This window comes from Lysinibacillus sp. FSL R7-0073, from assembly GCF_038009065.1.
GTDB classification, from domain to species: domain Bacteria; phylum Bacillota; class Bacilli; order Bacillales_A; family Planococcaceae; genus Lysinibacillus; species Lysinibacillus fusiformis.
In genome coordinates, this window is record NZ_JBBPAS010000001.1 from 195,004 (window position 1) to 221,109 (window position 26,106).

The following is a 26,106-nucleotide window of genomic DNA, read 5'->3' on the forward strand; positions in this document are numbered from 1 at the left end:
GGTAGAAAGCAATGAGTATTTATGATATTAACGTGACTTTAGAAGATGGTACTGACTATAGCCTAGAGCGTTATAAAGGAAAGCCGATGTTAATTGTCAATACTGCCTCAAAATGTGGCTTTACACCACAATTTGAGGAATTAGAAGGTCTCTTTGAAAAATATCAGGAAGAAGGTCTTGTTGTACTAGGTTTCCCGTCCAATCAATTCAAGCAAGAGCTGGCGACTGCTGAAGAAGCTGCATCACAATGCCGACTGGAATATGGGGTAACCTTCCCCATGCATAAAATCGTTAAGGTGAATGGTAAGGAAGCGCATCCGATTTTTGATTATCTCACTTCACATTCTAAAGGGTTTTTAGGCAACAGCATTAAATGGAATTTTACTAAATTCTTAGTGAATCGAGATGGCGAGGTTGTTGGACGCTACGCATCGGCAGATAAACCAAGTAGTTTTGAAGATGATATTAAAAAAGTTTTAGCATAATAGTTAGAAGGATTCATGCACAAACTGTGTATGAATCTTTTTTTTATCAATTAAGCAAAAAAAGGCAATGTATTTGGATAACACATAGTAATTTATTAAGAATAGATGATTTAAGGTTGCTGTAAGCTTGCGACAATTTTGCTGTAAGTTTGAGGGCGTATACTAAAGTCAGAAAGAAGAGGAGGAGCGTATATGACGCCATTATTACAGGTACAAAACGTTGAGAAAACTTACGGCAAGGGCGCTAATACTTTTACAGCGCTATCTAATATATCATTTGAAGTAAATAAAGGTGAATTTGTGGGCGTAATGGGTCCTTCAGGGGCTGGGAAATCTACGCTTCTCAATGTATTAGCTACGATTGATACACCGACGACTGGTGAGATCATTATTGGTGATACGAACTTAGCACGTATGAAAGATGCTGAATTAGCGGATTTTCGTCGTGATAACTTAGGATTTATATTCCAAGACTATAACTTACTTGATTCTTTGACTGTACGTGAAAATATAGTTTTGCCATTGGCTATTGCAAAGATGCCAACAAAGGCTATTAGCGCTAGAGTCGACCGTATTGCTTCATTGTTCGGCATTAGTGAATTATTGGATAAATATCCTTATCAAATATCGGGCGGACAAAAGCAGCGTACAGCTTCGTCACGCGCTTTAGTGACAGAACCAAAATTAATCTTTGCTGATGAGCCTACAGGTGCACTTGATTCAAAGTCAGCAACCGATTTACTGGAAAGTTTAAGTGATTTAAATCAAACACAGGCGGCAACCATTATGATGGTTACCCATGACGCTTTTGCAGCGAGCTTCTGTCAGCGCATACTATTTATTCAGGACGGGCAGTTATCCAAGGAAATTCATCGTGGAACTCTAACAAGGAAACAATTTTTCCAAGAGATTCTACAGGTGCTGTCAAGCATCGGGGGTGGAGTAAATGACGTTATTTAGTTTAGCGCGTAAAAATATTCAACGTAATCTATCCAACTATTTTTTATATATTGCCTCAATGGTATTCAGTATCGTCATTTATTTTACATTTGTGACACTGAAATATAATGATGATCTTTCAGCCTTAAAACAATCCTCTCAGCAAATTAAAGGATTGATGAGTGCATCGTCTGTTGTCCTATTATTCTTCATTGTCATCTTTATGGCCTATTCTAATTCATTTTTTATGAAGAAACGAAAAAAGGAAGTAGCACTCTATTCACTATTAGGCGTGCGTAAGCAAAAGATTGGCCTCATGCTGTTTTTCGAAAACCTAGTCATAGGGTTAGTTTCTCTAGTACTGGGCATCATTTTAGGATTCTTTATGTCGCAAGGATTGTTAATGATATTAGTCCGATTAATGGGATATGAAATTGTTGGAAGCCTAACATTTTCTGTAGAGGCACTGGTGAATACAGCAGTCATTTTTACAATACTGTTTTTATTCACGTCATTACAAGGCTATCGTGTTATTTATCAATTTAAATTGATTGACTTATTCCATGCAGAAAAACAGGGTGAGCAAATTCCACGTGCCTCTTTAGTAGCTGCAGTTTTAGGAACAGCGCTTATCGCATTCGGTTATTATACAGCTGCTTCCGATATGTTTACGAGTGAAATTTGGCGATTCTTTACGGTTCTAGGCACACCATTAATGGTCATCGGTGTAACTATCGTGGGGACATATCTTTTATTCCATAGTGTAAGTGTCTTTGTGTTAACAGCTTTAAAAAGAGCGACATCTTGGTCATGGAAAGGGTTAAATTTAATCGGAGTTTCCCAGTTATTGTATCGTATCCGTGCAAATGCTAAGTCATTGTCGATTATTGCCATTTTAAGTGCAACAACAATTACAGCAGGCGGTGGCGTCTTTGGTATGTATTATAATGCAGAAGCATCTGTACGTCAGATGCTGCCAAATACATTTATGTGGAAAGGCGATCCCGTCGAGTTTTCACAGAAAGACGTTATCTATAATGAATCACTGTCTGTGAAGAATTTACGTGTCGATAATGAATTTTCATTTTTCGAATATACATTACTTAAGGAATCTGATTATAATCGTTTAGCAAAATTACAAGGTAAGGATCAAAACCTGCATCTTGCTGGTGGATCGGCTGTGCTGCTGGACGCTGTTTATGATGAACGATTTTCACATGACTTTACTGGTGAAGACTTCAAGCTAAAGAATGGTGATTTCTTCCATGTGGAAAAAATGTACACAGAGAGCGTTCTTAACTTTATTCCTGCGGGGACTGTACTTGTCGTGAATGATCAAGAGTATGCTGCGACTAATGCAGAAGAGGTAAAGATGCAGGCTATTGGTTTAGACAATGATTTGAAACAACAGGCCGTGTCAAAAGACATAGTCAAGCAATTGTCGACAGAACAACAAGAATCTTTCTCTAGTGTTCCACAAAGCTATGAGGATAGTATAGCCACAGTAGGTGCATTACTGTTTGTTGGTAGCTTCCTTGGACTAGTTTTCCTAGCGGCAACAGGAAGTATCATTTATTTCAAAATCTTAACGGAAGCTGAGGAAGATCAGGCGAAATATGCGATTTTAAATAAAATTGGTGTAAACAGTAAGCAAATCTTAAAGACTGTAGCCGGACAAGTGGCTGTCATCTTTAGTGCACCACTTATCGTAGGTATTGTGCATAGTGCATTTGCGTTACTAGCATTTTCACAGTTATTTGGTATGAATATTACGAAGCCAGTCATATTATGGATGATTGCGTATTCAGCTATTTATTTCATCTATTATATTTTTACTGTACGTTCGTTCTACAAAATTGTAAGACAGGGGAATTAATATGAAAAAAGTATTTTTCGGAATAGGTGCATTACTTATCTTATTCGTAGCAGGGTTAGTTGTATTGATGACTGTAGACTTTAACCGTTTAAATAAAGACACTTACTATGTCCATATTGCGGCTGATGGTGAGGTAGAGGAGTATAAGGCAAGTAATGGTGAAATTTTTAAAATGTATTGGTATGAGCTGCCTGCCTATAATAAAAATGGCGAAGAAAAAACATTAAAATTCTCCGCTCACAAAAATTTACGCCATGATGCTTATTTAAAGCTTTATGTTAAAAAAGAAACAGAAGTCACTTCCTATGATGAGGTGAAATTCCACGAGTTACCGAATAAAGCGCAAGATCAAATGAAATAGCAAAAAGGAGCATTCACTAGTCAAACTAGGGCTGCTCCTTTTTTAAATAAATAGTAACGGTGGTACCCTTACCTTCTTCTGAAGTGATAGTAACAGTACCTCCATGGGCTTCAATAATATCTCTAGCGATGGCCGTGCCTAAGCCGGTACCAATTGTATTATCCGTATTTGTACCACGGTAATAGCGCTCAAAAATGTGCTCTAAATCCTCTGCGGAGATCCCTTTGCCATTATCCGCTATCGTAATGGAGTCATTATCGATAGATACATGGACAGATACATCTGGCGGATTGTGAAGCAGGGCGTTGTGTAAAAAGTTTATGATAGCTCTGCGCATAAAATGTTCGTCAATGAGATGGTGATAGTTCTCTGAGATTGCTTCAAACACTATATTGGCAAGTTCAAACTGTGGGGTATTTAATGTATCAATCACAATCTCACGAATAAAAGGTACCATGTTGATTTCTTTTAAAGTGAGCGGTAGTTGCTGATGTCTTAAGCGCATCGTTAAATTTAAGTCATCAAGCAGATTTTGCATATGCAATGACTGTTTCTCGATAATTTGTGCATACTCGGCTTGTTCTTGAGAGGTGAGTGTCTCGTCGTCTAAAAGCTCTGCATAACCACGAATAGAGGCAAGCGGTGTTTTCATATCATGAGAGACATTGCTAATCCATTCCTCACGCATCAGTTCAAGACGCTTGCGTTCCTGCTCATGTGCAGCGAGTTCTCTGGATACTTCATTTAAATTTTCAAAAACTGTTTTATATACACCACCAGGCGTTTTAACTGGCTGATGCTCATGGTTTTTTAAATGACGAATGCGTTCTATCAAGGCATAGAGAGGGGTCGTTAGCGTACGACCAAATAGCCAGCCAACCAATGCAGCGACTATTAAATCAGCAATAACAATGAATAATCCGAATTTGCCAACAAACTGTAAGAAAGAGGTACCAGAAATATGCATGATTAATCTCGCAACAGTACTCCCTTTAATGCCAACAAGATAACTAACCTGATCTTTAACACCAACATAAACTGTCGTATCAGCATCAAATTCCTTATACTTGTACACTTGTATCAAATCAATGGGTGCATAATGGGAAGGTGCTTCCTCTGGTGCAAATTGAGAACCAATAACTTGACCATTCATATCAAGTAATTGAATCCAAGCATTTCGCTGATGCAACTGTTCTAATCCTTCTGTACTTATGGAAGTTGCTCCATTTTCTATTTCAATATACTGCTGAAAATTGCGTACGAAATCCTCTTCTTTCGATTCAGTAGCTCCATCAGAATCATTAATAAGTCTATATGACAAAAGTCCAATGAGAATGGCAGTATTGACGAAAATGACGATGATCACAATGGATAGAACAGAAAAGAGGAAGCGAGCAGTCAATTTCCACTTCATGCTTGCATCTCTTTTGGTATGACGAACTTATACCCAAGACCTTTTACAGTTGTGATAAAAAAAGGTTTAGAGGCATCCTGCTCGATTTTTTCACGCAGACGTCGAATATGCACCATGACAGTATTATCAGAACCGAAAAAATCCTCTCCCCAGACACGCTCAAAAAGAGTCTCTTTACTTAAAATGCGATTAGGGTTTTTCATAAAACATGCCATTAAACCAACTTCCTTAGCGGTTAACTCCAATAAAACCCCATCCTTGTGTACTTCAGTTTCATCAGCATTAAGCTGGAAGGGGCCAACTTGTATCGTTTTTTCTGCAATGCTTGAAGTTGTTTCGTATGTTTGATAGCCAACTCTACGTAACTGTGCCTTTACACGGTAGGCAACTTCCTTAGGGCTAAAGGGTTTTGTAATATAATCGTCGCCTCCAATGGCAAGTCCTAAAATTTTATCAATTTCTTCATTTTTAGCAGACATGAAGAGCACTGGTACATGCGATACTTCACGGATCTGCCTACATAAATCATAGCCTTCCCCATCAGGAAGCATGACATCTAGAAGCACAATATCGGGACTTGTTTGCTGAAAGCTTGTCCAAGCATCGTGAATGGAGCCAGCTGTATAAATTTGTTTATAGCCTTCTTTTTGCAGGCTTACCTTTAGAAGATTAGCTAAATCTACCTCATCATCCACTACTAATATGGTTGGCTCTTGCATTTATTCACACATCCTTTCTTTTGATGAATACTTTCTCTTGAAAGAATCTTTATATGTTATGAACATCATTATAAATGAAATGTACTGAAAAGAGGAAATTAAGTATTACTAATAGAAGACTTTGTACTTACATTTGCGATTAAAATTGAAAATGGGGAATGAAACCTTTACAGCTACTAAACGTAAAAAGAGTATAAACGAATGAGGAGGAATGGCAATGTTTAAAAAAATAGCTGCCGATGCATTAGGATTATCTGATATTGGAGTAGTCGTTCAAAGAGAGGATTATGATAAAACAGATGCAGATGATTTTATACTACATGAAATTGATGAGAAAATTTACTTTTTAATTAAAACGAAGGCAGATGAATACTGCTTTACAAACCGTGCCATTCTCCATGTAGATGGCGAAAGCGCTATGAGTAAAAAACGATTACTACGTCGCTATGACTATTCTATGTACGCCATTACAGATGTTTTTCTCGAAACAGCAGGAACAATTGACCTTGATGTCGAAATTAAGTTTACAATCGGTAATTCTCCACTTTCCATCGACATTCATAAACGCTTTATTGATGACATTAAAGATTTATATAAAGCACTACATGCGATTAGCTACGAACAAAAGAACAATGCCTATAAGTTAGAAGTAGCAGAAAAAAGCTTGCATATTGCTTCTTCATCACTTGGACGAATTGGCAATGATAACATTTCTCCATCAGCCTCATTTGAGGCAATTACCCGCTTTGCAAATACTTGGATGATTGATCATAAAGATCAGTACAAAAAAGAAGATTTCTCACATATTTTTGATTTATATATGAATAATTAACTGTGTCTAGCAGTTTAAGCTGCTAATGAAAGAAGAAAAAAATAGCTCTCTGCGAATGTGGAGAGCGTTTTTTTTACATATAACCTCATACATAAAAAGACAAACTAGGAGCGTGACGAAAAATGACAAACGAATTGCATGTGCTTGACAAAGAGGGACTAGAAAGTGACTTTATACAGCAACCGCAAGCCGCTGAGACATTGTTCGTAAATGAGTTCATAGATGGTATTTTAGACCCTTCACAAGAAATGCTAGGGCCAGTGAAAGATGGAGGAACGATTATTGCCAATACAACACCTGGCTGCTGGGGACCCATGCTAACACCAACTATACGGGGTGGACATGAAGTAACAAAGCCTGTTTTTGTGGAGGGGGCTGAGGTGGGGGACGCCATCGTCATTAAAATTAAGTCTATTCAGGTTACTTCACTGGCCACATCCTCTGGTCACGATGAGGCGATTACAGATCGATTCATTGGTGATCCATTTGTGTCCGTAAAATGCCCAGGTTGTGGCAAGCTTCATCCAAGCACAGTTGTTAAAGGTATAGGTCCTCAAGCCATTCGCTGTTCGACATGTGACACAGAGACAGCACCATTCAAAATGACGAATGGCTACACAATGACGTTTGATCATAAAGGGCAAATAGGTGTAACGGTTGGACGAGAGGGTGCCCGACGTATTGCCCTTGATGCCAAAAATTACATGAGAACACCTGAAAACTCTACTCAAAATCCTGTTGTTGCACTAGCACCAAGTGACATAATAGGTGTCATGGCCAGAATGCGCCCATTTTTAGGTCAACTTGGTACAACCCCTTCAAAGGCAATGCCAGATTCTCATAACGCGGGTGATTTTGGTTCCTTCTTAATTGGGGCACCACATGAATATGCCCTTACACAGGATGAATTGGATTTACATCGCACTGATGGACATATGGATATTAGCAGAGTTCGTGAAGGCGCAACGATTATTTGTCCTGTAAAGGTTCCTGGTGGTGGTGTATACATTGGAGATATGCATGCAATGCAGGGAGATGGTGAGATTGCAGGACATACAACTGATGTAGCAGGGATTGTACAGCTTCAAGTTAGTGTCTTGAAGAAAGTAGCATTGGAAGGCCCTGTATTACTACCGAATGAGGAAGATTTACCGTATACAGCAAAGCCTTTTACAAAGGAAGAAAAGCGTCGTGCTCGCGAACTAGCAGAGGAATTTGGCGTAAAACAGGTAGAAGAGGCATTCCCTGTATCAATCGTTGGTTCTGGCAAAACATTAAATGAGGCAACTGATAATGCTATTCGCCGTGCATCCAAGCTATTCGAATTACCTGAACCAGAGGTGTTAAATAGAGCAACTATCACAGGCTCTATAGAAATTGGCCGTCATCCTGGGGTGGTCACAGCCACTTTCCAAGTACCTAAAACGATACTGAAAAAGGTTCGAATTTATAAAACGGTGAAAAAACAATACGATTAAGAAATCAATTTGTCTGAAAGCAAACTTTCAAAGGTTTGCTTTTTTTTGTAGGAGTTGTGAGTGGAGAAAGTGAATATTAGTCGGAAATTTGAAGTTAGAATTGAAATGTTATGATGGATTGATATAATGATAAAAGTTTAATATCCATCAATTTATAAGTATAAAAAATAGAGAAATAGCAAAGTCGGTGCTGAATGTCAGAATTAGTGCGAGTAGGAAATAAAATTGAAAAAAAGAATATCTTAAAGCCCTTTATTTTAAAGATGAAGGGAGGCGGACATGCACCCTCTCGGACAAATTTTGCTGATGCCTTTACTGGAGCGATAGGAGGCCTAATCTGTATTTTTGTGTTGCTTTTGTTAACAAATTATACAAATGCTCCTTGGTTAATGGCATCCCTTGGCGGGAGCTGTGTTCTTGTATTTGTCGTTTGGAATGCGCCATTATCTCAGCCTCGAAATATTATCGGTGGTCATTTGGTTTCTGCATTTATTGGCCTAGTGTTGTATTCAACATTAGGTTCGAGTATGTTGTCCATCAGCCTTGGTGTTGGGTTAACCATATTTTTCATGGCCTTGTTAGGCATTATTCATCCACCTGCGGGCGCCAATCCTATCATTATTATTTTAGGAGGATATAGCTGGAGTTACTTAATCATGCCTGTATTGATTGGGGCAGTCATTATTGTTTTCTTTGGTCTGTTAATAAATAATTTAAGAGAAACACGAAATTACCCACAATTTTGGTGATCAAGATTCCATCTACGAAGTACTTACTTCATAGATGGTTTTTTTTATTTGCATACATTTTTGATAGGCATACCACTATTTTTTTAGCATATGTTAGTTAAGATTTGTTATATTGAAGAAAGAGTGTTAGAAACATGAATTGTAATGATAGGGGAAGATCTTTGTTGGTCGAACTTGATGGGAGGCTCCAATTGTATGCTGTTGGACTGTGATGAGCAATTATTCATGACATATAAACAAGGGAATGTAGAGGGTGCTGAAAATTTACTTACAACATGGTTAGAGGCAGAGGTAGATCTGCAAGAAGATCCAAAAATACTTGGTACTTCGCTCTCACCCAAACGATTTTTAGTAAACGAAGAAATGGCTATAAATATTGCCTTTTCCACAGCACGTAAATATTGGGGCCGTGCATCAACAGAAATGCAAATGTATTTTGACAAATATGGTTTAGATGCAAAATTTGTGAATGATCGGCTCAATGCCTTTTTTTATACACAAAAAGGAAAAGAAACTTTCTTTGAGCAGCTCTTTGCCCAACATACAATAGACCTGGAACGGTTAATTTGGCTGGTTTTTGGGAAAAGAATGCAGATGGAAATGCCAGTGAATGAGCTACAGACAATTATGTTATATAAATTTCAGGATGAGTATTTAGTGCATATGATGTATAAGGAACATACATCCTTTTGGCATTGGCTGTTCACAAAAAAGGTTTATTCACTTTTTATCCACAGACCATTAGAACAATTCACATTTCTTTATGAAATAATGGGTCATTTCGAGGATTCTATGAAAATGAGTTGTGAACATGTGGATAACTTTGTGAATAACTATAAAGTGATACTGGATAAGTGTATAACTCATGTGGATAAAAATAAATCTAGCTGTTTGGCTAAGAAACAGCTACGACTTTATCAAATTGTGACACATTATTGCTTATCGGAGGGCGACTATCATCGCGTCAAAGACTTTATTACTTCATTTGAAGCGGAATGGCGCTACTCCATGTACGCTCTAACAGAGAAGGAAAAAGTATTAATTGCCTATATTTTATTTCATATAGCAAATAGAGAACAGCAAAGTGAAAAAGTTATATATTATGGTGAATATTTATTAGAGGATGAGCGCTTAAATAATTACGCTATCGAAATTTTATTGGAATATAAAGATCTTTTGCCAAATCGGAAACCTACACCACCTGCAATTATAAAAAATTATCAACTAAATTATTTAGAAAACTTATATGCTGTTTTACTTGATCATTATGTAAAAGCGACACATTATGAAGATGGCTTACTGCTTTTAAAGGAACATGTATTAGCGTCTAATAAAAAGATAAATACCTCTTTAGTACAAAAAAATTATAGCAATGAACAACTAATTGCTATTGAGGCGTACGTTCAACAGGATATTGCTCTACAGGTGAACAACTCACTACAGCATATTGGTTTGTCGGTAGAAGAATGGCGACAGAATTATCGTCAACCAGATGTACCCTACTATATAGTGGCACAGAGTGCTTCCTTGCATATGTTAAATATTTTACGGGTTTTATTTGTAACAGAGCAGTTCGAGCTATTTGAGAAATTAATGGAAATCTATAAAAAATATTTATTAATTGATGATCATTTTGAAAAACTCCGAGTATTTATTAGTGCCTATGTATAAAAAAGTGTCTAATACGTCCTTCATCGACAGTATTAGACACTTTTTCTTTTATTCCAAAACGCCTGTATCTTTCAAAGCCTTGATTTGTTCAGTATCATAGCCTAATGAACTTAGTATTTCCTCATTATGCTCACCTAGCTTAGCACCAACATGTTTGTATTCTGGATCAGAGCCATCAAATTTAAAAGGAGAAGCAACTTGTTGCTGTAATGTGCCATCCCCTTTGGGAATCGCAACAATCATTTCTCTTGCCTTTAGTTGCGGATGCTCGCAGGCTTCTGGGAATGTGAGAACAGGCTCCACACAGCCTTCAAAATCCTCATTAAATACTTCCAGCCATTCCTCATACGTTTTCGATAAAAAGGCATCATGAACAGCTTCTTTAAAACGAATTTGTGTGTAGTAGGAATCATTGAAAGTATTATCAATCAATTCAGGAATATCGAGTGCTTCACAAAGCAATTTCCGAAATTGAGGCTCTAAACTACCGACAGAGAAGAAGCGGCCATCCTTTGTTTTATAAAAATCATAATAACTGCCACCGTTTAAAATTTCCTGTTCTGGCTTTGGTACACGTCCACCTCCAATAAAGGCTGAGCCATACATAGCATTTAGTGAAAATACAGCATCTGTCATGCTAATATCAATGAATTGACCATCCCCTGTTTTCTCACGATGAAGGGCAGCAGCCAGTACCCCAATCGCAGCATGCATCGTTCCACCTGCAATATCAGCTAGCTGAATTCCCATGGAGACAGGCTTTTTATCCTTATGGCGTGAATAATCAAGGACACCAGCTAATGAAAGGTAGTTATTATCATGCCCAGGTCGATTGCTATATGGTCCCGTTTGTCCATAGCCTGTAATCGCACAATAAATTACTCGTGGATTTATTTCTTTAAGTGCTTCATAGCCGATCCCGAGCCGTTGCATAACTCCAGGTCGGAAACCTTCAATTATTACGTCATATTCTTGTACAAGAGATTTCACAATTTCAATAGCTTCTGGTGATTTCAAATTTAACGTGATCGATTTTTTAGAACGATTTAAATGTTGATGGATGTAAGCTTCTTGATCATCATCGTAAGGAGGCATAATTCTTGTTAAATCGACGCGTTTGGAAGATTCAACATGTATAACATCGGCTCCTAAATCAGCAAAAATCATTGTTGCCATTGGTCCTGGTAGTAATGCAGAAAAATCGAGAATTTTTAACCCCTTTAAAATACCCAAATCTTCCAACCCCTTTTTGTGGGCTACACGACCATCCAGGATGGTAGAGTAGCACCTTTCTCATAATCTCCATTGTGCGAAAAGCGTCGTACAAAACTGTAATAATACAGAATATTTAATTTTAATCAGTATTATAACAGAATAAATCTTTTCTTGCCTATGTTAATTTTATTATAGAATAAACAATTCTACTTTTATATGTCAGAATAACAATAAAAGTAAAAAAATTTAGAATTTAGATTTTGCATCAACTGTCAGACAATTATTGTCAAATATTAGAAAGTTCAGTGAGAAGTAAAGAGCTTGTTGGAAAGAGAAAGTTTACTGGATAGCCATATTATTCGACCCTCTTTATTGATACAATCCTAGAGATATGTTCTAGTGTTTAGCGGAAGGAGTCTCTTCAGAAATTTCCTTTTCTCTAGAAGAGCTGTTGCTTATAATAGGCACTAATTGTTAAAAATTATAAACATACTACATATATAGGTGGGAAGTAATGAAATCACATCAGTTAAAATTAAAGCATTTAATTATGGGAGTAGCTATGGCTGCATTCTTTTTTACAAGCATAGGTAGTGTTTGGGGCGGATACAGAATGAATGTTGATTCCATAAAGGAAAATACACTTGAAACAAATCGAGTGTATGCGCAGAAATTGGCTTCAACGGCAGACGCCTATCTTCATGAAGCCTTTCAAATTTTAAGTTATAGCGCCAATCAAGTGAGTGGAAGTTTGGATGATGAGCAAGTTTTAAATAGGGAAACAGACCGTCTAAGATTACAAAATGAAATGTTCAATTCAGTAGTCATAACAAATGCAGAGGGACTTGTTTTATCTGTATCACCACCCTCCATTGAAATTAAAGGTGAGGTTTTAACATCTCTTGGCGCACAAGAGGCATTAGCCCAAAAAATACCACTAGTTTCAAAGCCTTACGAGGCGATGACAGGACGCCTCATTATTTTTATTTCCCATCCTATTTTTTCGCCATCTAACGAGTACTTGGGGATGGTAGCGGGAACAATTTATCTAAAAGAACCAAACGCCTTTAAAACGTTATTAGGAGAACATTATAGTAAGGATGGTTCCTACGTATATGTTGTAGATTCAGATGGACGTGTTATCTATCATCAGGACCCAAGCCGTATCAATGATGTTGTCACAAAAAATAAAGTCGTTCAAGCTGTGATGTCTGGTAAGAGTGGGGTTCAAATTGTTGACAACACAAAAGGAGTGAAAATGCTTGCCGGGTTTAGTACAGTGCCTTCCACAGGTTGGGGAGTTGTCGCCCAAAAGCCTTTAGAAGTAGCACTGGCACCTTCATTCGATAGAGTGCAGGAAGTTATTATTAAATCTGTACCACTTATGATAGTTTCAATTGTTATTGTGCTTTGGGCAGCGGCTCGCATTGCTAATCCTTTACAACAATTAGCCACGTTAACAGAAGAAAGTCTAGATAAGAAAAACGTAGAAGGCTTAAAATCAGTCAGTGGCTGGTACTTTGAAGCCCATTCGTTGAAGAATGTCTTAATTCGAAGTCTATCGTTTTTACATGGACAGGTTACATTTTTCAAGGATCAATCAACCGTAGATCCATTGACGGGTGTTACCAATCGACGAACGATGGATGCTATGTTGGCGGAGTGGCTAGAGAATAAGGTACCACATGCCATTATTTTGTTAGATTTAGATCACTTTAAAAGTGTGAACGACACATATGGTCATGCTGTTGGCGATAAAGTCCTGCAGTTTTTAGCCAAACATATGCAATCTGTAGCGCGAGAAGGAGATGTATGCTGTCGTTTTGGTGGCGAGGAATTTGTAATGCTTCTGCCGAATACAACTGCCAAAGAGGCTGAGGAAGTGGCGGAACAATTGAGGGGAAAATTAGCTGAAACGGAAAGTCCATGTGGTAGACCCGTAACATTATCGGCAGGGATAGCCTTATATCCAGAAATGGCCCCTACGACTGAGACGTTAATTGAAGCGGCTGATGGAGCCTTATATGAGGCGAAACAAGCTGGACGAAATCAAGTTAAGGTTGCTGTACAAAAAATAAAGTAAAAATTGATTAAAATAAGCTTATGTTTTCGATTTTTTGGGTAATTGATTAATGCAAACATCATTTGGGCAAGCTATTTGTAAGTCATTCGCCAAATGACAGTAAACTATGTTCAAATGATATGTAATTCGGGTCACATCTCTCGATCGACTTGACAAGACGTAAGGTTATCCCCCTTTCCCTTATGACACCACAAGTACGACTAGATGTATGCCTATATATCGTGAAAGTCAAGTGAGCACCGATGCTCCTTGGCTTTTTTGTTGTTGGAAAATGGGGTAGAAATTTTTTGCCGGAAGAGTAGTCTCGAACTACTATGTTTATCAATAAATTTACTGGACTATTTTACATTTATCTATGAAGATTCGCCTGCTCTTGGTCGATATAAAGGGTATGATGAAAATGATATTTGTACGTATCAAAATACATAAGTGAAAGGAAGAGTGGAATGGATAAATCTAAAATCCAAAAAGTTAATAAAGCCTTGATAGCAACAGTATTTGCTTCAAGTGGGATTGCTGTTGTAGTGCCTTCACCACAAAAAGCGGCAGCGGCTACTTCTCCCTTTACAGACATAGATCAATACTCGGATAATTATAACGAAATTTTAAAACTATATTCACAGGGCGTGATGAGTGGTTTTGCGGATAATACTTTCCGCCCAGATGCAAGTGTAACTCGTGGAGAGGCAGCGAAAATGCTGGCTACCGTTTTAAAATTGGATACGAAAAATATCCAAGATCCATATTATAAAGATGTGCCTAAAGGCAATGTCTATTATAAATATGTGGCGGCGTTGCAAAACGCAGGCATCATGTCTGGTTATTCAAATGGCACGTTTATGCCAAATGAAGCCCTAACACGAGGCGAGTTGGCTAAATTAGTAGTAGTTGGATTCCATCTAGAGGTTTCTCCTACGTATAATAATATTTTCAAAGATGTCAACAGCCAAACAAGCAATGCTATTTATATTCAAACTTTAATCGATTTGAATATTACAAAGGGTACAACACCTGTTACATTTGCTCCTTTTGATGCTGTAACGCGTGGACAATTTGCTTCATTTGTAGTGGGTTCACAAGAGAAGAAGAATAATGAAACATCTTACAAAATTACAAATGTTGATGATGACGCAGTCTATATAAATGGTCAATCTTATACAATTCCAGAAAGTCTTTCACATATTTTTAATGACTATAATGCACCAGTTTTAAAGGGGGCCTTAATTGAGGGGGATCTTTCTAGTAAAGCCCTTCGCTCCATCTCAAAATTAACTTTAAATGCTAGTGGTACAAGCTCTCGCTTCCTTGATTTTGATGGTAATTACGGTTCATTAGGTGCAACGATTGTAGTTAATGGCAACTATATTGAATTTTCGAATCTGAAAATGACAGGGACAATGTTTGTTAATGAAACAGTTCGCCCACCATTGAATTTAGGAACTACTTATAATCAACCACTAGCTCTTGGTCGTGTGGCAAGTAATAATATCTCATTTATCAATTGGTCCAACCCAGATAATAATAAAGGGGAAGATTCATCTAATAATAATAATTCAACGAATGATCTTCAAAATTGGACAAAGCCAAATACGGATAAAGACAAGCCATTAGTGAACTGGTCTAAAGAAAAACAGGAAATGAAAAATGTTGAAAAACATCTTGAATTTTATAACAGTAGTGTTTCTAGACTAGTTGTATCTCAAACTGGCACAAAGATTGAGACAAATACAAAATTACCTCGCGTAGACATCATTGGTAATGTGCGAGAGTTTGAAATACAAGGCGATATTGGCACGTTAAATCTCAATACAGAAACAAAGCTTACAATTTACGGTTCAGGAAATATCGATTGGATCAACTATAATAGCTACACAGATCTTGAGCTATACATCGATGGTCGAATTGGCACATTATTTGTAGAAAATTCCTATGGTAAGATTGATATTGGAGATTATACGTATATCGATAAGGTCATCTTACCTAAAGATGGATCGCCAAATAATATCTTCGATGATTTCCTTGATGATAAAGATAACATCGGCAATATTACTGATCCAGATGGCAAACCAATCGATAAAGATGAAAACGAGAATCAAAATCCTGATGATAAAACAAAGCCTACCGTTAGCATTACCAATGTCAAAGTACTAAATGGTAGTGAAATTCAGGCAGACTTTACATCGGATGAAGTCGGTACGTACTATTATATTGTCCGTGAAAAAGGTGCAGAAGTACCAAATAAACGCGAAATGGTCAATCATCTTTCAAATGAGAACGTAGCTTACGGAAGTGGTGCCGCTGTAAAAGGTACAAACTCCGTTAAAGTATCCAATCTAGGTGAGAAAAAAGAATATGTCATCTACATCATGGTTGTAGACGGCTCGAAAAATGCATCTGATATTGTGTCACAATCATTCCAGATGAAAGATGCATCACCGCCAGTAGTGAAATCTTTACAAGTTACACCTTTACACGGAGGCACAAGAGCTGAGTTCAAATTTGCAGCAAGTGAGCCTGGAGATTATTACTACTATGTACGTAAGAAAACAACAGCAGCTGACCCGACAACGGCAGACATCGTCGCTAACCCAACAGATCAAGGGAAAGCAAAAGCTGGTGAACTTGGCATAACTGGAATCTTAACAGGTCTTGATCCGGAGACAGATTACCAGCTTTATGTCGTAATGAAGGATGATTCAGGAAACTACTCTGTAGATCCTGCTGTTGTAAAGGATTTTAAAACTGGTGAGCTTGATAATGTTCCTCCATATGTTGTGGGCGGTCAACTTGTTTTACTAGATGAGATTAAAAATGAATTTTATATAACAGTTAGTGAGGAATTAGATCCTGTTTCTGCAGAAAAAATAGAGAACTATGATCTTTCTGGGACTGGTATAGTCAACCAAGGTGATCAGCAACCAATTCATCCTACAAAGGTTGTCTATAATAAAGCTCAGAAAAGACTTACTTTCACCATCCCATCACTAACAGGTTTTGTTAATGGTGATAACCTAATTGTTACAATATCACCAAATGTCAAAGATTTGGCTGATATTGAGTTTGAAAATATCAATAATATTCCAAACAATACTGTTCCACGGAACACGGCTGAATATATTCATAATGATAATGAACTACCGGTACTTACAATTATCGGGGAGCCTGCTATTAATAATACAAAGGATCAAACGCTTTTAGAGTTTAATGCTTCAAAAGCCGGGACATATCATTATTTAATTATGGAGTCAGATTTAACTCTTACACGTGATGACCGCTTACGGTTAATTGAAGCAGTCCAATTAAATGAGACAACATTTAAAGTTGGAACACAGGATGCGGCGATTGTAGGAAGTGGTGGAAATAAACCTGCACAATTAGGGAAGCAAAAGGTTACAATTCCTTTACCAAATACATTCCCACCATTAGATCCATTTAAGAGCTATTCTATTTATATGGTCTTGCGTGATCGTTCAGGAAATGTTTCAGATATACAAACTAAACATGTTATTGATGATAGAACTGCGCCAAAGATTGAAAATACCTCTATTAAAATAGCTGAAGGTGATAAAAAAGCTACCTTTAAATTTATGTCTGATGAAGCTGGTACGTATTACTATATTCTTAGAAAAGCTGGTGAAACAACAGTTCCAGTACCAACTAGTGCTGAGGAGGTTATTGAAAGAGGAAGAGCTAGTTCTATGCGAAAGGATACAAATGAAATTAGCTTTACCTTAGATCCTCATCAGAACTATGAGCTATATGTTGCAGTACAGGATAGATATAAGAATGCAACAATGCTTCAAGTAGGTACAGAGTCAATAATCTATACTCATGATGAAAAGCAAAATAAAACATTTAGTTTGACACCAAGTTTAAATAATACAGGGATAATGGCATATAAATTCTTCTCTGATGGTACACCACCAAAGGTAGAAGATCCAATCGTAAGACAGTTGGATGGTAAGACATTTGAAGTGACTTTCTCTGAGGCAGTTGAATTAACAGATTCAAACTTTCAATTAGTGAATCCTGAAACAGGTAGTGCAATTACTCCTACTTATGCTTCATGGAAATGGCAGGATAAAGTAGATGAAATTGATGGATGGAAGCCACGTAAAATGATAATTACATTTGCTAATGAAGTTACACAAAGCTTCGATATGACTGTAGATGTTTCCGTTAAAGATAAAGGTGACTGGACATTTAGCAAGCCAAAAGCACAGTATCAATATCCAACAAAAGTTAATACAATTACTTCAGCGACATTGTTACCTGATACAGAATTCCCAAGTAATCCTAACATCTCTAAGAAGGTTCAGGTAGTTGCAAACTTGAATGCCGATATTACATGGGATCAGCATTACTATTATGCAGTTCTTGCGGATGGCTATGAACTAACATTAGATAATATTAGGGATATTATAGTTAGAGCTGATAATAGTAATTATACAGATATTCCTGGTGGTGCAATAATATCTTATGGTAAGGGACAAATAACAAAACCTTCAGATGCAAGTTCTGCTAAGACATTTACAGCAATACAAACAAGCAATAATCCAAATTCTACAAACGTATTCCAGAAAGATCAAAAAATATATCTATTTACTAAAGATAAATACGGAAATATAGTTTATGCAAAAGAGTCAACAGCTCCAACGGCTCCAAACTTTGTATTAATTCAACCTAGAACACCGTAGAATATAAGAACACTAGCTATGAATTCTAATAGTTAGTGTTTTTTTGATTATAAAAGTGAATATTAAATTTTATCCAATAGTGGTAGAAGTAAATAAAATAGACAGGAAAAGTTATACCGTTATGAATGTGACAATTACCGTATACACCTGTGGTATCAAGCGGAATTTCTATGTGGGAAGGCACAAATACTATAGCCAAATAGTGGACCATATATTGAAATTGGTGAAGAAACACTTTTGGGTGATTGATTATTTGAATTAATTTCTGGGGATAAAGAGGCTCAAAAGGCATTTGATGAATTACAACAAGACTCATTGTGGAACTCTTTACCTGGAGTGAAAAACAATAAAGTTCGCTTTATTGAGGATAATACAAAAAGCCAAAGTTGCATAAATGCACTTTGGCTTTTCTATTTCAACTAAGAATCTAAAAAACTTGGCAGACGACCAAGCATGCAAGGTAGAACGCTCACATGGTCCTCTTCATCGAACTTCACATAATGAGTATGAATGTTTTTAACACTTAATCGCTTCATTCGTTCAGCAGCTAAATCAGCTCCCTCTAGCATATCTGGTAACTCGTTAGCACCGATTGTGAGTAAGAGATTAATAGCATGTTGACCGTTCCAATCTTCAAAAAATTGGTCTATTACTTTTAGTACCGCATTATCAGCCCACCAAACAGAGGGACTGCCAGCTATAACGTGACTGAATAAATGAGGTCTTGCACATAAAGCGTAAAGTGTGAAAAGACCGCCTAAGGAATGTCCAACAACCGCTTGTTTCTTTTTGTTGATGGGCCATTCCTTTTCTACAGTAGGCATTAGTTCATGTTCAATAAAGTCTAGAAACTCATTGGCTCTGCCGTTTGGAGGCCAAGGGGTTCCATCTGGACGTGGTGGCAGCTTCCCTTCACTAACTGGGAGGGTAAAATCATTGCAGCGTCGTTCCATATCAAAAGGTTCCTTAGAGGGATAGCCAATACCAATAACAAGAATGGGCTCATAGCCTTTTGGTTTGCGCGTTTGTAATTTTACCGCCTCTGCAAGAGTTGGAAAAACGGCATCCCCATCTAATGCATATATAACACCATAACCATCTGCCGGTGGTGCATCTGTTGGGTTAGCAATTAATATTCGATAGTCTAATTGGTTGTGGGATGTCATGGCATATTCAAAATAGGTTTCTGATAAATATGGTTTTTTTGTCATTGTTGTCATGGCGCTAGAAACTCCAATACATCGTCTATCACTTTCCCCTGTGCATGAATACCACCATTTAGCCAATAATCTCCAGATGTTTCAAATACCTGATTACTCTTGAAGGCGTCTGTACTTTGCCAGATAGTACTGTCCTTCAGTTCATTGATAAATGGATTTCCAAGATTTCCATCATTGATCAGGAAAATATAATCGGCATCTAGCTCAGGTAGAATTTCCATAGATACTTCAAACGCACCATTTTTCACGTAGCTACTTTGCTCGAACCCTAATTCGTGTGTTAATACATACCCACTGAAATATTCATCTGTCATGAAAAACATCCCTTTGGCGTTAAAGCGAATTAACGCTACTTTTTTGCCTTCCGTTTTGGAAGCCAGCTTTGATTTTGCTACATCCACCTTTTCTTGATAAATCTGTATAGCTTGCTGTGCTTTATCGGGCTCGTCTAGTAATTGCCCTAACACTTTAATTGAACCTTCTATATCAGTTGCTGCATTTTTGAATACATAGGTTGGTGCAATTTTTGCGTATTTTTCATATGTGCCATTTTCAATATAAAACGAATTATGCAAAACAATTAAGTCTGGCTTATCTGCCATAATCGTTTCAGGAGATGGGGGGCCGCTTGCAAAGCTAATTTCTGGTATGCCTTGTAGCTGATCCTGTAAATAGAGCTGCGGTTTAACACCATTCGACCATTGCATAGTAGGCTTAATACCAAGAGCTAGTAAGGAATCCTCCAAAACAGGTGCGAATATTTTAGTGGGCTTAGCTGGTAATGTTACTTCATTGCCAGCCTCATCCTTTATGGTTAATGGGTAAGCTCTTTGCTCCTTACTATTGTTTGAGTTTACCTGTGCTTCTACCTTTTTTTCGTTATTGCTTGATTGGGCATTGCAGGCAGAAAGTAATCCAATAGCTAGCAGTAAAGTGGCAAGAATATAGACAGATTTTATAATCGTTTGCTTACGACCATTGTGTTTCATTGTAGTTCAATGTCTCCTTCCGTTGATAATCATTCTCAAATGGAATTATAATTCACTATCAGATACGATACCATGGACGTGGACAGGAAAAGAGTTTGGATTTTTTCCGGTTAACATGAGCAACATTTCATCTAGCATTCGATTTATCGCAATAGCAGAGTATTCAAACCAAGGATTTGATGGCAAAACATAGACATGTCCATTTTTTACAGCCTGGAGCTCTTTCCAACGATCAAGGTATTGTAAAGTAAGCCAATAATTTCGAGTCTGAGAATCTGGACATACGATAAAAAGTAAACGATCTGGGTTTATATTTACTAGCTGATCAAGCGTAATTAGCTCGTTACATGTTTGCTGTTGCCCATCAATAGGGCAGAGCTGCAAATCTGTAAATAGGACATCCTGAATCCCTTTATTGCAATATAAAAATAATTGATCGCCACATAATCGTAGAACGGCAAAACTATCTTCCTTGGTCACTCGTTTAATTTCTTGCTTAGCCTCTAATACCTTTTGTTCGTAGGACTGTATGAAATACTCACACACGCTTTGCCTTTTGACAGCAACGGCTATTTCTCTTAGTTGTGTTCGCCAATCCTTAGCTTCAATATAAACACTTTTAATGCCAAATGTTTGAAGCCAATCAAGCATGGAAAGAGAGGGCTCTTCTTGAAAAATATGAATATCAGGCTTAGCGGAGGCTAATTTTCTAAAATTATCCTCTGATTCTGCATCAAATATATTCACATGCACTTGGATTTTGTCCTGATAATGATTGTAATAATAAGGACTCCATTTAGCATTGAGTGGAGCCGCAACGGGAATGATGCCAAGAGCTAGTAAGTTTCCGATAGTGGACACTGAAAAGGTAGAAATACGCTGGCGCGCTAATTTACTAAAAGCGGAGGGTGAAACCCCCACCTCCTTTTTAAATTTACGGCTAAAATAAAATTCGTCACTGTAGCCAACTTCTCTAGCAATTTCACGCAGTAATAGGTCGGTATCACGCAATAATTGTTTGGCATGTCCAATACGCAGCTCTGTTAAATAATCTGTGGCACTTATCCCAAATGCCCTTTTAAATGCCTCTCCAAAGTAGCTAGAACTAAGACCAGAAATGATTGCGAGATGCTCAATCGTGAGAGGCTGATGATGATTTTTAGCAATATAATCACGTATATCCTTTAATGATATTTGCGTCGTCATTCGATTTGTCATACTTTCTGTTTTCATGTAAAATGTCACCCCTTGAATTTATATTACTTTGCAGTAATTAATAATCTCGGTAAAGCGCCAAGTAATTTTTCTCTCGTAAAGGCATCGTTATAATTCCACTTTGTTGCATCTACTAAATATACGTGGTTGTTCTGTACAGCCTTGAGATCCTTCCAAATATCGCTATTCATTAATTTCATCGTGGCCATTTGCGAGTCGGGTTTATCCGATAAAAGCAGGAAAATTCGATCACCAACATACTTTGGTAAGTGATCTATTGGTATTTCTTTATATCCATTGCCTGCTCGAAGCAATTTTTTTACTTGCTGGTGAGGCTGAAATCCATCTGGATGAAAAAGAGCAGGAGATAGACCTGTACAGCCCATGACATAAAGGCGTTTACCATGATCAAAGGTCAAGACCGTTGCTGTTTCACCTGGGTCTACGACTGATTGGAGCTTTTGCCACATCGTTTTTTCTTGGACTTTATAGCGGGCTAGCCAATCTTCTGCACGTTGTTGTTGGCTAAGCCATTGTCCTAATAGAAGGATGCGTTCCTCTAAAGAATCCCAAGAATTTAAGGTAATAGTTGGAGCAATTGATGATAGTGCTTGATATTGCTGCTCATCATTATTTGTAAAGATAATTAAATCTGGGTTTAGCTTTGAAGATTTTTCAAGATTAATGGGAAAGGCAACATCTTGAATATAAGGAACATGGTTTTTATAAAAGGATTTACTAATAGACTTCTTGTCACCGCCTATTGGTTGAACATCAAAGATCAGCATATCCCCAAACGTTTCTCCGTGATAAATAATTCGGTGAGGGGCCGATGGGATCGTGACTTCATGTCCTGTCCAATCTTTTACAACCGTTCGTTGCCTATATTGTCGGGCAAACTGTTTTGGCGGAATACCGATCACCTGTCGGAAGCGGCGATTAAAATAATATTCATCATCAAATCCAACTTGTTGTGCAATATCCTTTAATGGCTCATTAGTTTGTAATAATAATTCCTTTGCGTTTGTAAGACGTAATTCTGTAATATAATCTAGCGGCTTCTTCCCCGTTAAAGATTGAAAGATTGTACTATATTGCCATTGGGCTATATGAGTCAGTTCAGCTAGCATCTTAACGGTTAAAGGCTGTTGATAATATTTATGTACATAATTGATCGTTTCCTCGACTGCCTTCGTCATAGTTAATTGGACATTTCTATGAAGCTGATGTTCAAATAATAAATTTAATAGTTCATATAAAATACCTTGCTGTTTAAAATAATCCGATTGGGTCTTTAATTGATACAGATCTTGTGTAAGACGGATAAATCGTGTATTCGGATAAACGGTATGCTCCACTTCATCAGAAAAAATAGGTCTTAGATAAGGAGAAGGGAGCTCCTGTTGTAGCTGGAAAGCCGTAAAGGTTATTTTATAGAAGCAGAATTCATTTATTAGATCCGATAAATCGATCATGGAATGAGGTTGTATAAGAAAAATCTTTCCTTTGGTCACCAAATAGGGAATGTCATCTATTGTTAATGTCCCACAGCCATCCGTAAAAAGTATCATGGTATGGTGTGATGGGCAAATAAAAGGGTAGCTCTGTGAAATACAGTCAATATCTTCTAAATGAAATAATAAATTATGTCTAAAAGAATGATTGTCTTCCATTTATTCACGTCCTTGCTAAATGAAAATGATTATCAATTAACTTTATTGTATAAAAAGTAAAGAGACATTTCAACAAAGATGAAATGTCTCTTTATATCTATTTTTTTAACATAGTAGGTAATTCTGTTAATAACCATTCTCTAGTTGAGGCATCGCTATCACTTTTCTGAATATCAATTGTGTAAACATGCCCATTTTTTACAGCAGGTAGGTTTTTCCAAATTAAACTATCCATCATTTCTTTTGTCGATTGTTTTGCTTCATCATCTACTGGTGTTAGGATGAAAATTCGATCGCCAGCATATTCAGGAAGAAGCTCTGTAGAAATTTCAGCAAAGCCTGTGCCATCATCAAGTATTTTCTGAATCTTATCACCAGGCTTAAGAACATTTGAATCGTATAAAACTTGAGAAAGCCCTGCACGTGCCATTACAAATAATCGATCACCTGGGTAGTATGTTAATACAGATGCAGTTTCATCTGGTTTAACCGTCCCATCAGCCACAAGCGACTCCCACATTTTATCCGCTTTTTCTGTATAATCAGCTATCCATTGAGCGGCTTCTTCTTTTTTATTAAGTATATCGCCCAGTTCCGTTAAACGTTGATTCAAAGGTGCGAACGTATCAAACACTATAGTTGGAGCAATTTTAGAAAGCTGTGCATATGTTTTATCATCAGCAGTACCAATAATAATAAGGTCTGGCTTTAATGACAATGTTTGCTCTACATTAATCGGAAAACCAACGTCCTCCACATCTTTTACACGATCTTCCCAAGCATAATCAGTAATCCAGGAGAATCCTGCACCAACTGTTTTGATATTTAATGCAAGCACATCCCCGTATCCTTCGCCATGATAAACTACTCTCTCAGGATTCACAGGGATTTCTACCTCATGACCTAAATAATCCTTATAAATACGTGTTGTCGGTTCTGCCGTTGCTGTCTCTTTTTGATTAGTCTCTTCATTGTTAGAACCACAAGCAGCCAATAGGACTCCAACCAGTAGTAAGAGGCTACAAATGAGCATATGTCGATTTAATTTTTTCATATCTTTTCCTCCGTAATTGATAATCATTATCATACGTTAGCATAAATTAAACCTTATCTTAGAACAATGGACAAACTAAATATATGTCATTGAGGTTTATCCAAAAATCTGATTGATGTGGGCTGAGCCCTCGAGACTTTAAAGAACCATGAGCATTTTTAAACATATGAAAATTTTTTTGAGCATATGGGGAAGGGAAAATAGAGCTAAAATGATTAAAGTTGGCGGAGAGTAACAATCATCCCTTTATGTTGAAATAATGTGTTTCATGAACATTTAGCAGTTTAATTAGTATAATCAGCGATGTAAAAAATTTTGAATAAACAAGGCAGTAACGACAAAAGGTGAATTGTTACTGACTTTTACAGATGAAATGTAACGGAAATTTGTATAAGGTATAAAACTTTTTTGGATAAGATATAAAGTTACACTTCCTTATTTGGAAAAAATATATTATTATAAAAAACATACAAAAATTTACATAGTAGGTTATTTTATGTTAAAAAATTAATATTACCATTTATGATTTTATTATCTATAGTTACCGTTGCATTTACAATGGATTCGCAGACAGCAGCAGCAGAAGAAGTAGTAGATTTAGAAGAGGTAGTTAATCCAGAAGAAATAGTAGTAGATTCAGAAGAGGTTACACCTTATTTCGTTAATGATTTCCGATATCGAAAGGTAAATGTAAAAACATTCAATGAATGGTCGGGCTATAAAAGAGCTTCTGATAATATAACGACAGGCAAAGGAGGCGGTTCTATTACAGCAACCAAAAGTGTCACTTTTGGAACAGATGTATCTGGAGCAATAGATGGACTAGGAATATCAACTTCAAAATCTATCACTAGCTCGATAGGATATACATTGAATGCTGACCCTAATAAAACCGTTTATATGGGATATAGAGTATATTATAAAGTGGAAACGGGTACTAGAGAGTATTATGATTTAGTAACTGGAAAAGTACTGAAAAGTAATAGTTATACTGTTAAGGTTCCACAATATGGAGAATTTAAATTAATAAATGCTAAGTAACAATTAATTAAAACAAGACTAGCTAATATAGTTAGTCTTGTTTCAATTTTGTAGAGAAGAAGTATCCTAATTTTGAAAGTGAATATAGTAAAAAAATAACCATTAAATTTCTGGATATTACATATCCATCAATTGCAAGATCATAACCTTTTGGTATTAAAATACTGCTATTTAACAGAATGTATATTGCGGATAATATAGGAATTATCATACATGAAAGTCCTAATAATTTATGTTTATTGTCCATAATTTTCCTCATTTCCCAATTTTATTATTTATATTATTTTAACATTTTTTTTTGACTTTTAAAATTTTAATTTTAGTTATTTAACAGTTGTTTTACGAGACATACTTTGAGTCCTCATTTTTGTAAGGAGTACAGGCACTGCTTCAAT

Annotated in this window: 19 protein-coding genes; 11 read left to right on the forward strand and 8 right to left on the reverse strand. The window is 36.9% G+C overall.

The window, feature by feature from the left end:
• Positions 1–11: 11 nt before the first annotated feature.
• The 4 genes from MKY88_RS00985 to MKY88_RS01000 all read left to right on the forward strand — a co-directional run bounded on the left by MKY88_RS00985 (position 12) and on the right by MKY88_RS01000 (position 3,661).
• Positions 12–485 (forward strand): glutathione peroxidase, encoded by a 474-nt coding sequence (locus MKY88_RS00985; RefSeq protein ID WP_069479737.1) that lies wholly within the window; start codon positions 12–14, stop codon positions 483–485.
• 192 nt (positions 486–677) lie between these two features.
• A complete protein-coding gene (locus tag MKY88_RS00990) occupies positions 678–1,445 on the forward strand; it encodes an ABC transporter ATP-binding protein (RefSeq protein ID WP_069479738.1) in 768 nt (255 codons plus the stop codon).
• Positions 1,432–3,300, forward strand: a complete 1,869-nt coding sequence (locus tag MKY88_RS00995; protein WP_340812848.1) for an ABC transporter permease — start codon at positions 1,432–1,434, stop codon at positions 3,298–3,300. Before MKY88_RS00990 ends, MKY88_RS00995 begins: the two co-directional genes overlap by 14 nt.
• 1 nt (position 3,301) lies before the next feature.
• Positions 3,302–3,661 (forward strand): YxeA family protein, encoded by a 360-nt coding sequence (locus MKY88_RS01000; RefSeq protein ID WP_025116912.1) that lies wholly within the window; start codon positions 3,302–3,304, stop codon positions 3,659–3,661.
• A gap of 25 nt (positions 3,662–3,686) precedes the next feature.
• On the opposite strand, the gene MKY88_RS01005 is transcribed toward MKY88_RS01000, so the two are convergent.
• Positions 3,687–5,075, reverse strand: coding sequence for a sensor histidine kinase (locus MKY88_RS01005; RefSeq protein ID WP_340812849.1), 1,389 nt, complete (start codon positions 5,073–5,075; stop codon positions 3,687–3,689).
• Positions 5,072–5,794, reverse strand: a complete 723-nt coding sequence (locus MKY88_RS01010; RefSeq protein WP_328204577.1) for a response regulator transcription factor — start codon at positions 5,792–5,794, stop codon at positions 5,072–5,074. Before MKY88_RS01010 ends, MKY88_RS01005 begins: the two co-directional genes overlap by 4 nt.
• Positions 5,795–6,011: 217 nt before the next feature.
• Here MKY88_RS01010 and MKY88_RS01015 point away from each other — a divergent pair, with 217 nt between their 5' ends.
• From MKY88_RS01015 to MKY88_RS01030, 4 genes are all read left to right on the forward strand, one after another.
• Entirely contained in the window at positions 6,012–6,626 is a 615-nt protein-coding gene (locus MKY88_RS01015; protein WP_036122248.1) for a PH domain-containing protein, read from the forward strand.
• 122 nt (positions 6,627–6,748) lie between these two features.
• The gene (locus MKY88_RS01020) at positions 6,749–8,104 is read left to right on the forward strand and encodes an acetamidase/formamidase family protein (protein WP_328204576.1); all 1,356 of its coding nucleotides are present in this window, start codon (positions 6,749–6,751) and stop codon (positions 8,102–8,104) included.
• A gap of 194 nt (positions 8,105–8,298) precedes the next feature.
• The gene (locus MKY88_RS01025) at positions 8,299–8,853 is read left to right on the forward strand and encodes an HPP family protein (protein ID WP_069479743.1); all 555 of its coding nucleotides are present in this window, start codon (positions 8,299–8,301) and stop codon (positions 8,851–8,853) included.
• A 195-nt stretch (positions 8,854–9,048) separates the two neighbouring features.
• The gene (locus MKY88_RS01030) at positions 9,049–10,524 is read left to right on the forward strand and encodes a hypothetical protein (protein ID WP_328204574.1); all 1,476 of its coding nucleotides are present in this window, start codon (positions 9,049–9,051) and stop codon (positions 10,522–10,524) included.
• 48 nt (positions 10,525–10,572) lie between these two features.
• Here the strand turns inward: MKY88_RS01030 and MKY88_RS01035 are convergent, their stop codons facing one another.
• A complete protein-coding gene (locus tag MKY88_RS01035) occupies positions 10,573–11,757 on the reverse strand; it encodes a CaiB/BaiF CoA transferase family protein (RefSeq protein WP_328204573.1) in 1,185 nt (394 codons plus the stop codon).
• Between the two features lie 496 nt (positions 11,758–12,253).
• Here MKY88_RS01035 and MKY88_RS01040 point away from each other — a divergent pair, with 496 nt between their 5' ends.
• On the forward strand, positions 12,254–13,822 hold the full coding sequence (locus MKY88_RS01040; RefSeq protein ID WP_328204571.1) for a sensor domain-containing diguanylate cyclase: 1,569 nt from the start codon (positions 12,254–12,256) through the stop codon (positions 13,820–13,822).
• A gap of 446 nt (positions 13,823–14,268) precedes the next feature.
• A complete protein-coding gene (locus MKY88_RS01045; RefSeq protein WP_193834127.1) occupies positions 14,269–18,519 on the forward strand; it encodes an S-layer homology domain-containing protein in 4,251 nt (1,416 codons plus the stop codon).
• A gap of 419 nt (positions 18,520–18,938) precedes the next feature.
• Here MKY88_RS01045 and MKY88_RS01050 read toward each other — a convergent pair whose 3' ends face one another.
• The 5 genes from MKY88_RS01050 to MKY88_RS01070 form a co-directional block, all read right to left on the reverse strand.
• The gene (locus tag MKY88_RS01050; RefSeq protein ID WP_193834126.1) at positions 18,939–19,739 is read right to left on the reverse strand and encodes an alpha/beta hydrolase; all 801 of its coding nucleotides are present in this window, start codon (positions 19,737–19,739) and stop codon (positions 18,939–18,941) included.
• Positions 19,736–20,728 (reverse strand): ABC transporter substrate-binding protein, encoded by a 993-nt coding sequence (locus MKY88_RS01055; protein WP_193834125.1) that lies wholly within the window; start codon positions 20,726–20,728, stop codon positions 19,736–19,738. The genes MKY88_RS01050 and MKY88_RS01055 overlap by 4 nt, the downstream gene beginning before the upstream one ends.
• A 45-nt stretch (positions 20,729–20,773) precedes the next feature.
• A complete protein-coding gene (locus MKY88_RS01060; protein ID WP_193834124.1) occupies positions 20,774–21,961 on the reverse strand; it encodes an AraC family transcriptional regulator in 1,188 nt (395 codons plus the stop codon).
• Between the two features lie 26 nt (positions 21,962–21,987).
• The gene (locus MKY88_RS01065; protein WP_193834123.1) at positions 21,988–23,616 is read right to left on the reverse strand and encodes an ABC transporter substrate-binding protein; all 1,629 of its coding nucleotides are present in this window, start codon (positions 23,614–23,616) and stop codon (positions 21,988–21,990) included.
• Positions 23,617–23,713: 97 nt separating this feature from the next.
• Entirely contained in the window at positions 23,714–24,670 is a 957-nt protein-coding gene (locus MKY88_RS01070) for an ABC transporter substrate-binding protein (RefSeq protein WP_193834122.1), read from the reverse strand.
• Positions 24,671–25,228: 558 nt separating this feature from the next.
• On the opposite strand from MKY88_RS01070, the gene MKY88_RS01075 reads away from it, so the two are divergent.
• A complete protein-coding gene (locus MKY88_RS01075; protein WP_340812850.1) occupies positions 25,229–25,711 on the forward strand; it encodes a hypothetical protein in 483 nt (160 codons plus the stop codon).
• Positions 25,712–26,106: the final 395 nt, after the last annotated feature.

Coding starts and splice junctions, on each gene's coding strand:
- MKY88_RS01070 (WP_193834122.1), bottom strand. CDS start 24,670: ATGAAAAAATTAAATCGACATATGCTCATTTGTAGCCTCTTACTACTG.
- MKY88_RS01060 (WP_193834124.1), bottom strand. CDS start 21,961: ATGAAAACAGAAAGTATGACAAATCGAATGACGACGCAAATATCATTA.
- MKY88_RS01065 (WP_193834123.1), bottom strand. CDS start 23,616: ATGGAAGACAATCATTCTTTTAGACATAATTTATTATTTCATTTAGAA.
- MKY88_RS01045 (WP_193834127.1), top strand. CDS start 14,269: ATGGATAAATCTAAAATCCAAAAAGTTAATAAAGCCTTGATAGCAACA.
- MKY88_RS01055 (WP_193834125.1), bottom strand. CDS start 20,728: ATGAAACACAATGGTCGTAAGCAAACGATTATAAAATCTGTCTATATT.
- MKY88_RS01010 (WP_328204577.1), bottom strand. CDS start 5,794: ATGCAAGAGCCAACCATATTAGTAGTGGATGATGAGGTAGATTTAGCT.
- MKY88_RS01020 (WP_328204576.1), top strand. CDS start 6,749: ATGACAAACGAATTGCATGTGCTTGACAAAGAGGGACTAGAAAGTGAC.
- MKY88_RS01015 (WP_036122248.1), top strand. CDS start 6,012: ATGTTTAAAAAAATAGCTGCCGATGCATTAGGATTATCTGATATTGGA.
- MKY88_RS00985 (WP_069479737.1), top strand. CDS start 12: ATGAGTATTTATGATATTAACGTGACTTTAGAAGATGGTACTGACTAT.
- MKY88_RS01050 (WP_193834126.1), bottom strand. CDS start 19,739: ATGACAACAATGACAAAAAAACCATATTTATCAGAAACCTATTTTGAA.
- MKY88_RS01005 (WP_340812849.1), bottom strand. CDS start 5,075: ATGAAGTGGAAATTGACTGCTCGCTTCCTCTTTTCTGTTCTATCCATT.
- MKY88_RS01040 (WP_328204571.1), top strand. CDS start 12,254: ATGAAATCACATCAGTTAAAATTAAAGCATTTAATTATGGGAGTAGCT.
- MKY88_RS01075 (WP_340812850.1), top strand. CDS start 25,229: ATGGATTCGCAGACAGCAGCAGCAGAAGAAGTAGTAGATTTAGAAGAG.
- MKY88_RS01025 (WP_069479743.1), top strand. CDS start 8,299: ATGTCAGAATTAGTGCGAGTAGGAAATAAAATTGAAAAAAAGAATATC.
- MKY88_RS00990 (WP_069479738.1), top strand. CDS start 678: ATGACGCCATTATTACAGGTACAAAACGTTGAGAAAACTTACGGCAAG.
- MKY88_RS01000 (WP_025116912.1), top strand. CDS start 3,302: ATGAAAAAAGTATTTTTCGGAATAGGTGCATTACTTATCTTATTCGTA.
- MKY88_RS01030 (WP_328204574.1), top strand. CDS start 9,049: ATGCTGTTGGACTGTGATGAGCAATTATTCATGACATATAAACAAGGG.
- MKY88_RS00995 (WP_340812848.1), top strand. CDS start 1,432: ATGACGTTATTTAGTTTAGCGCGTAAAAATATTCAACGTAATCTATCC.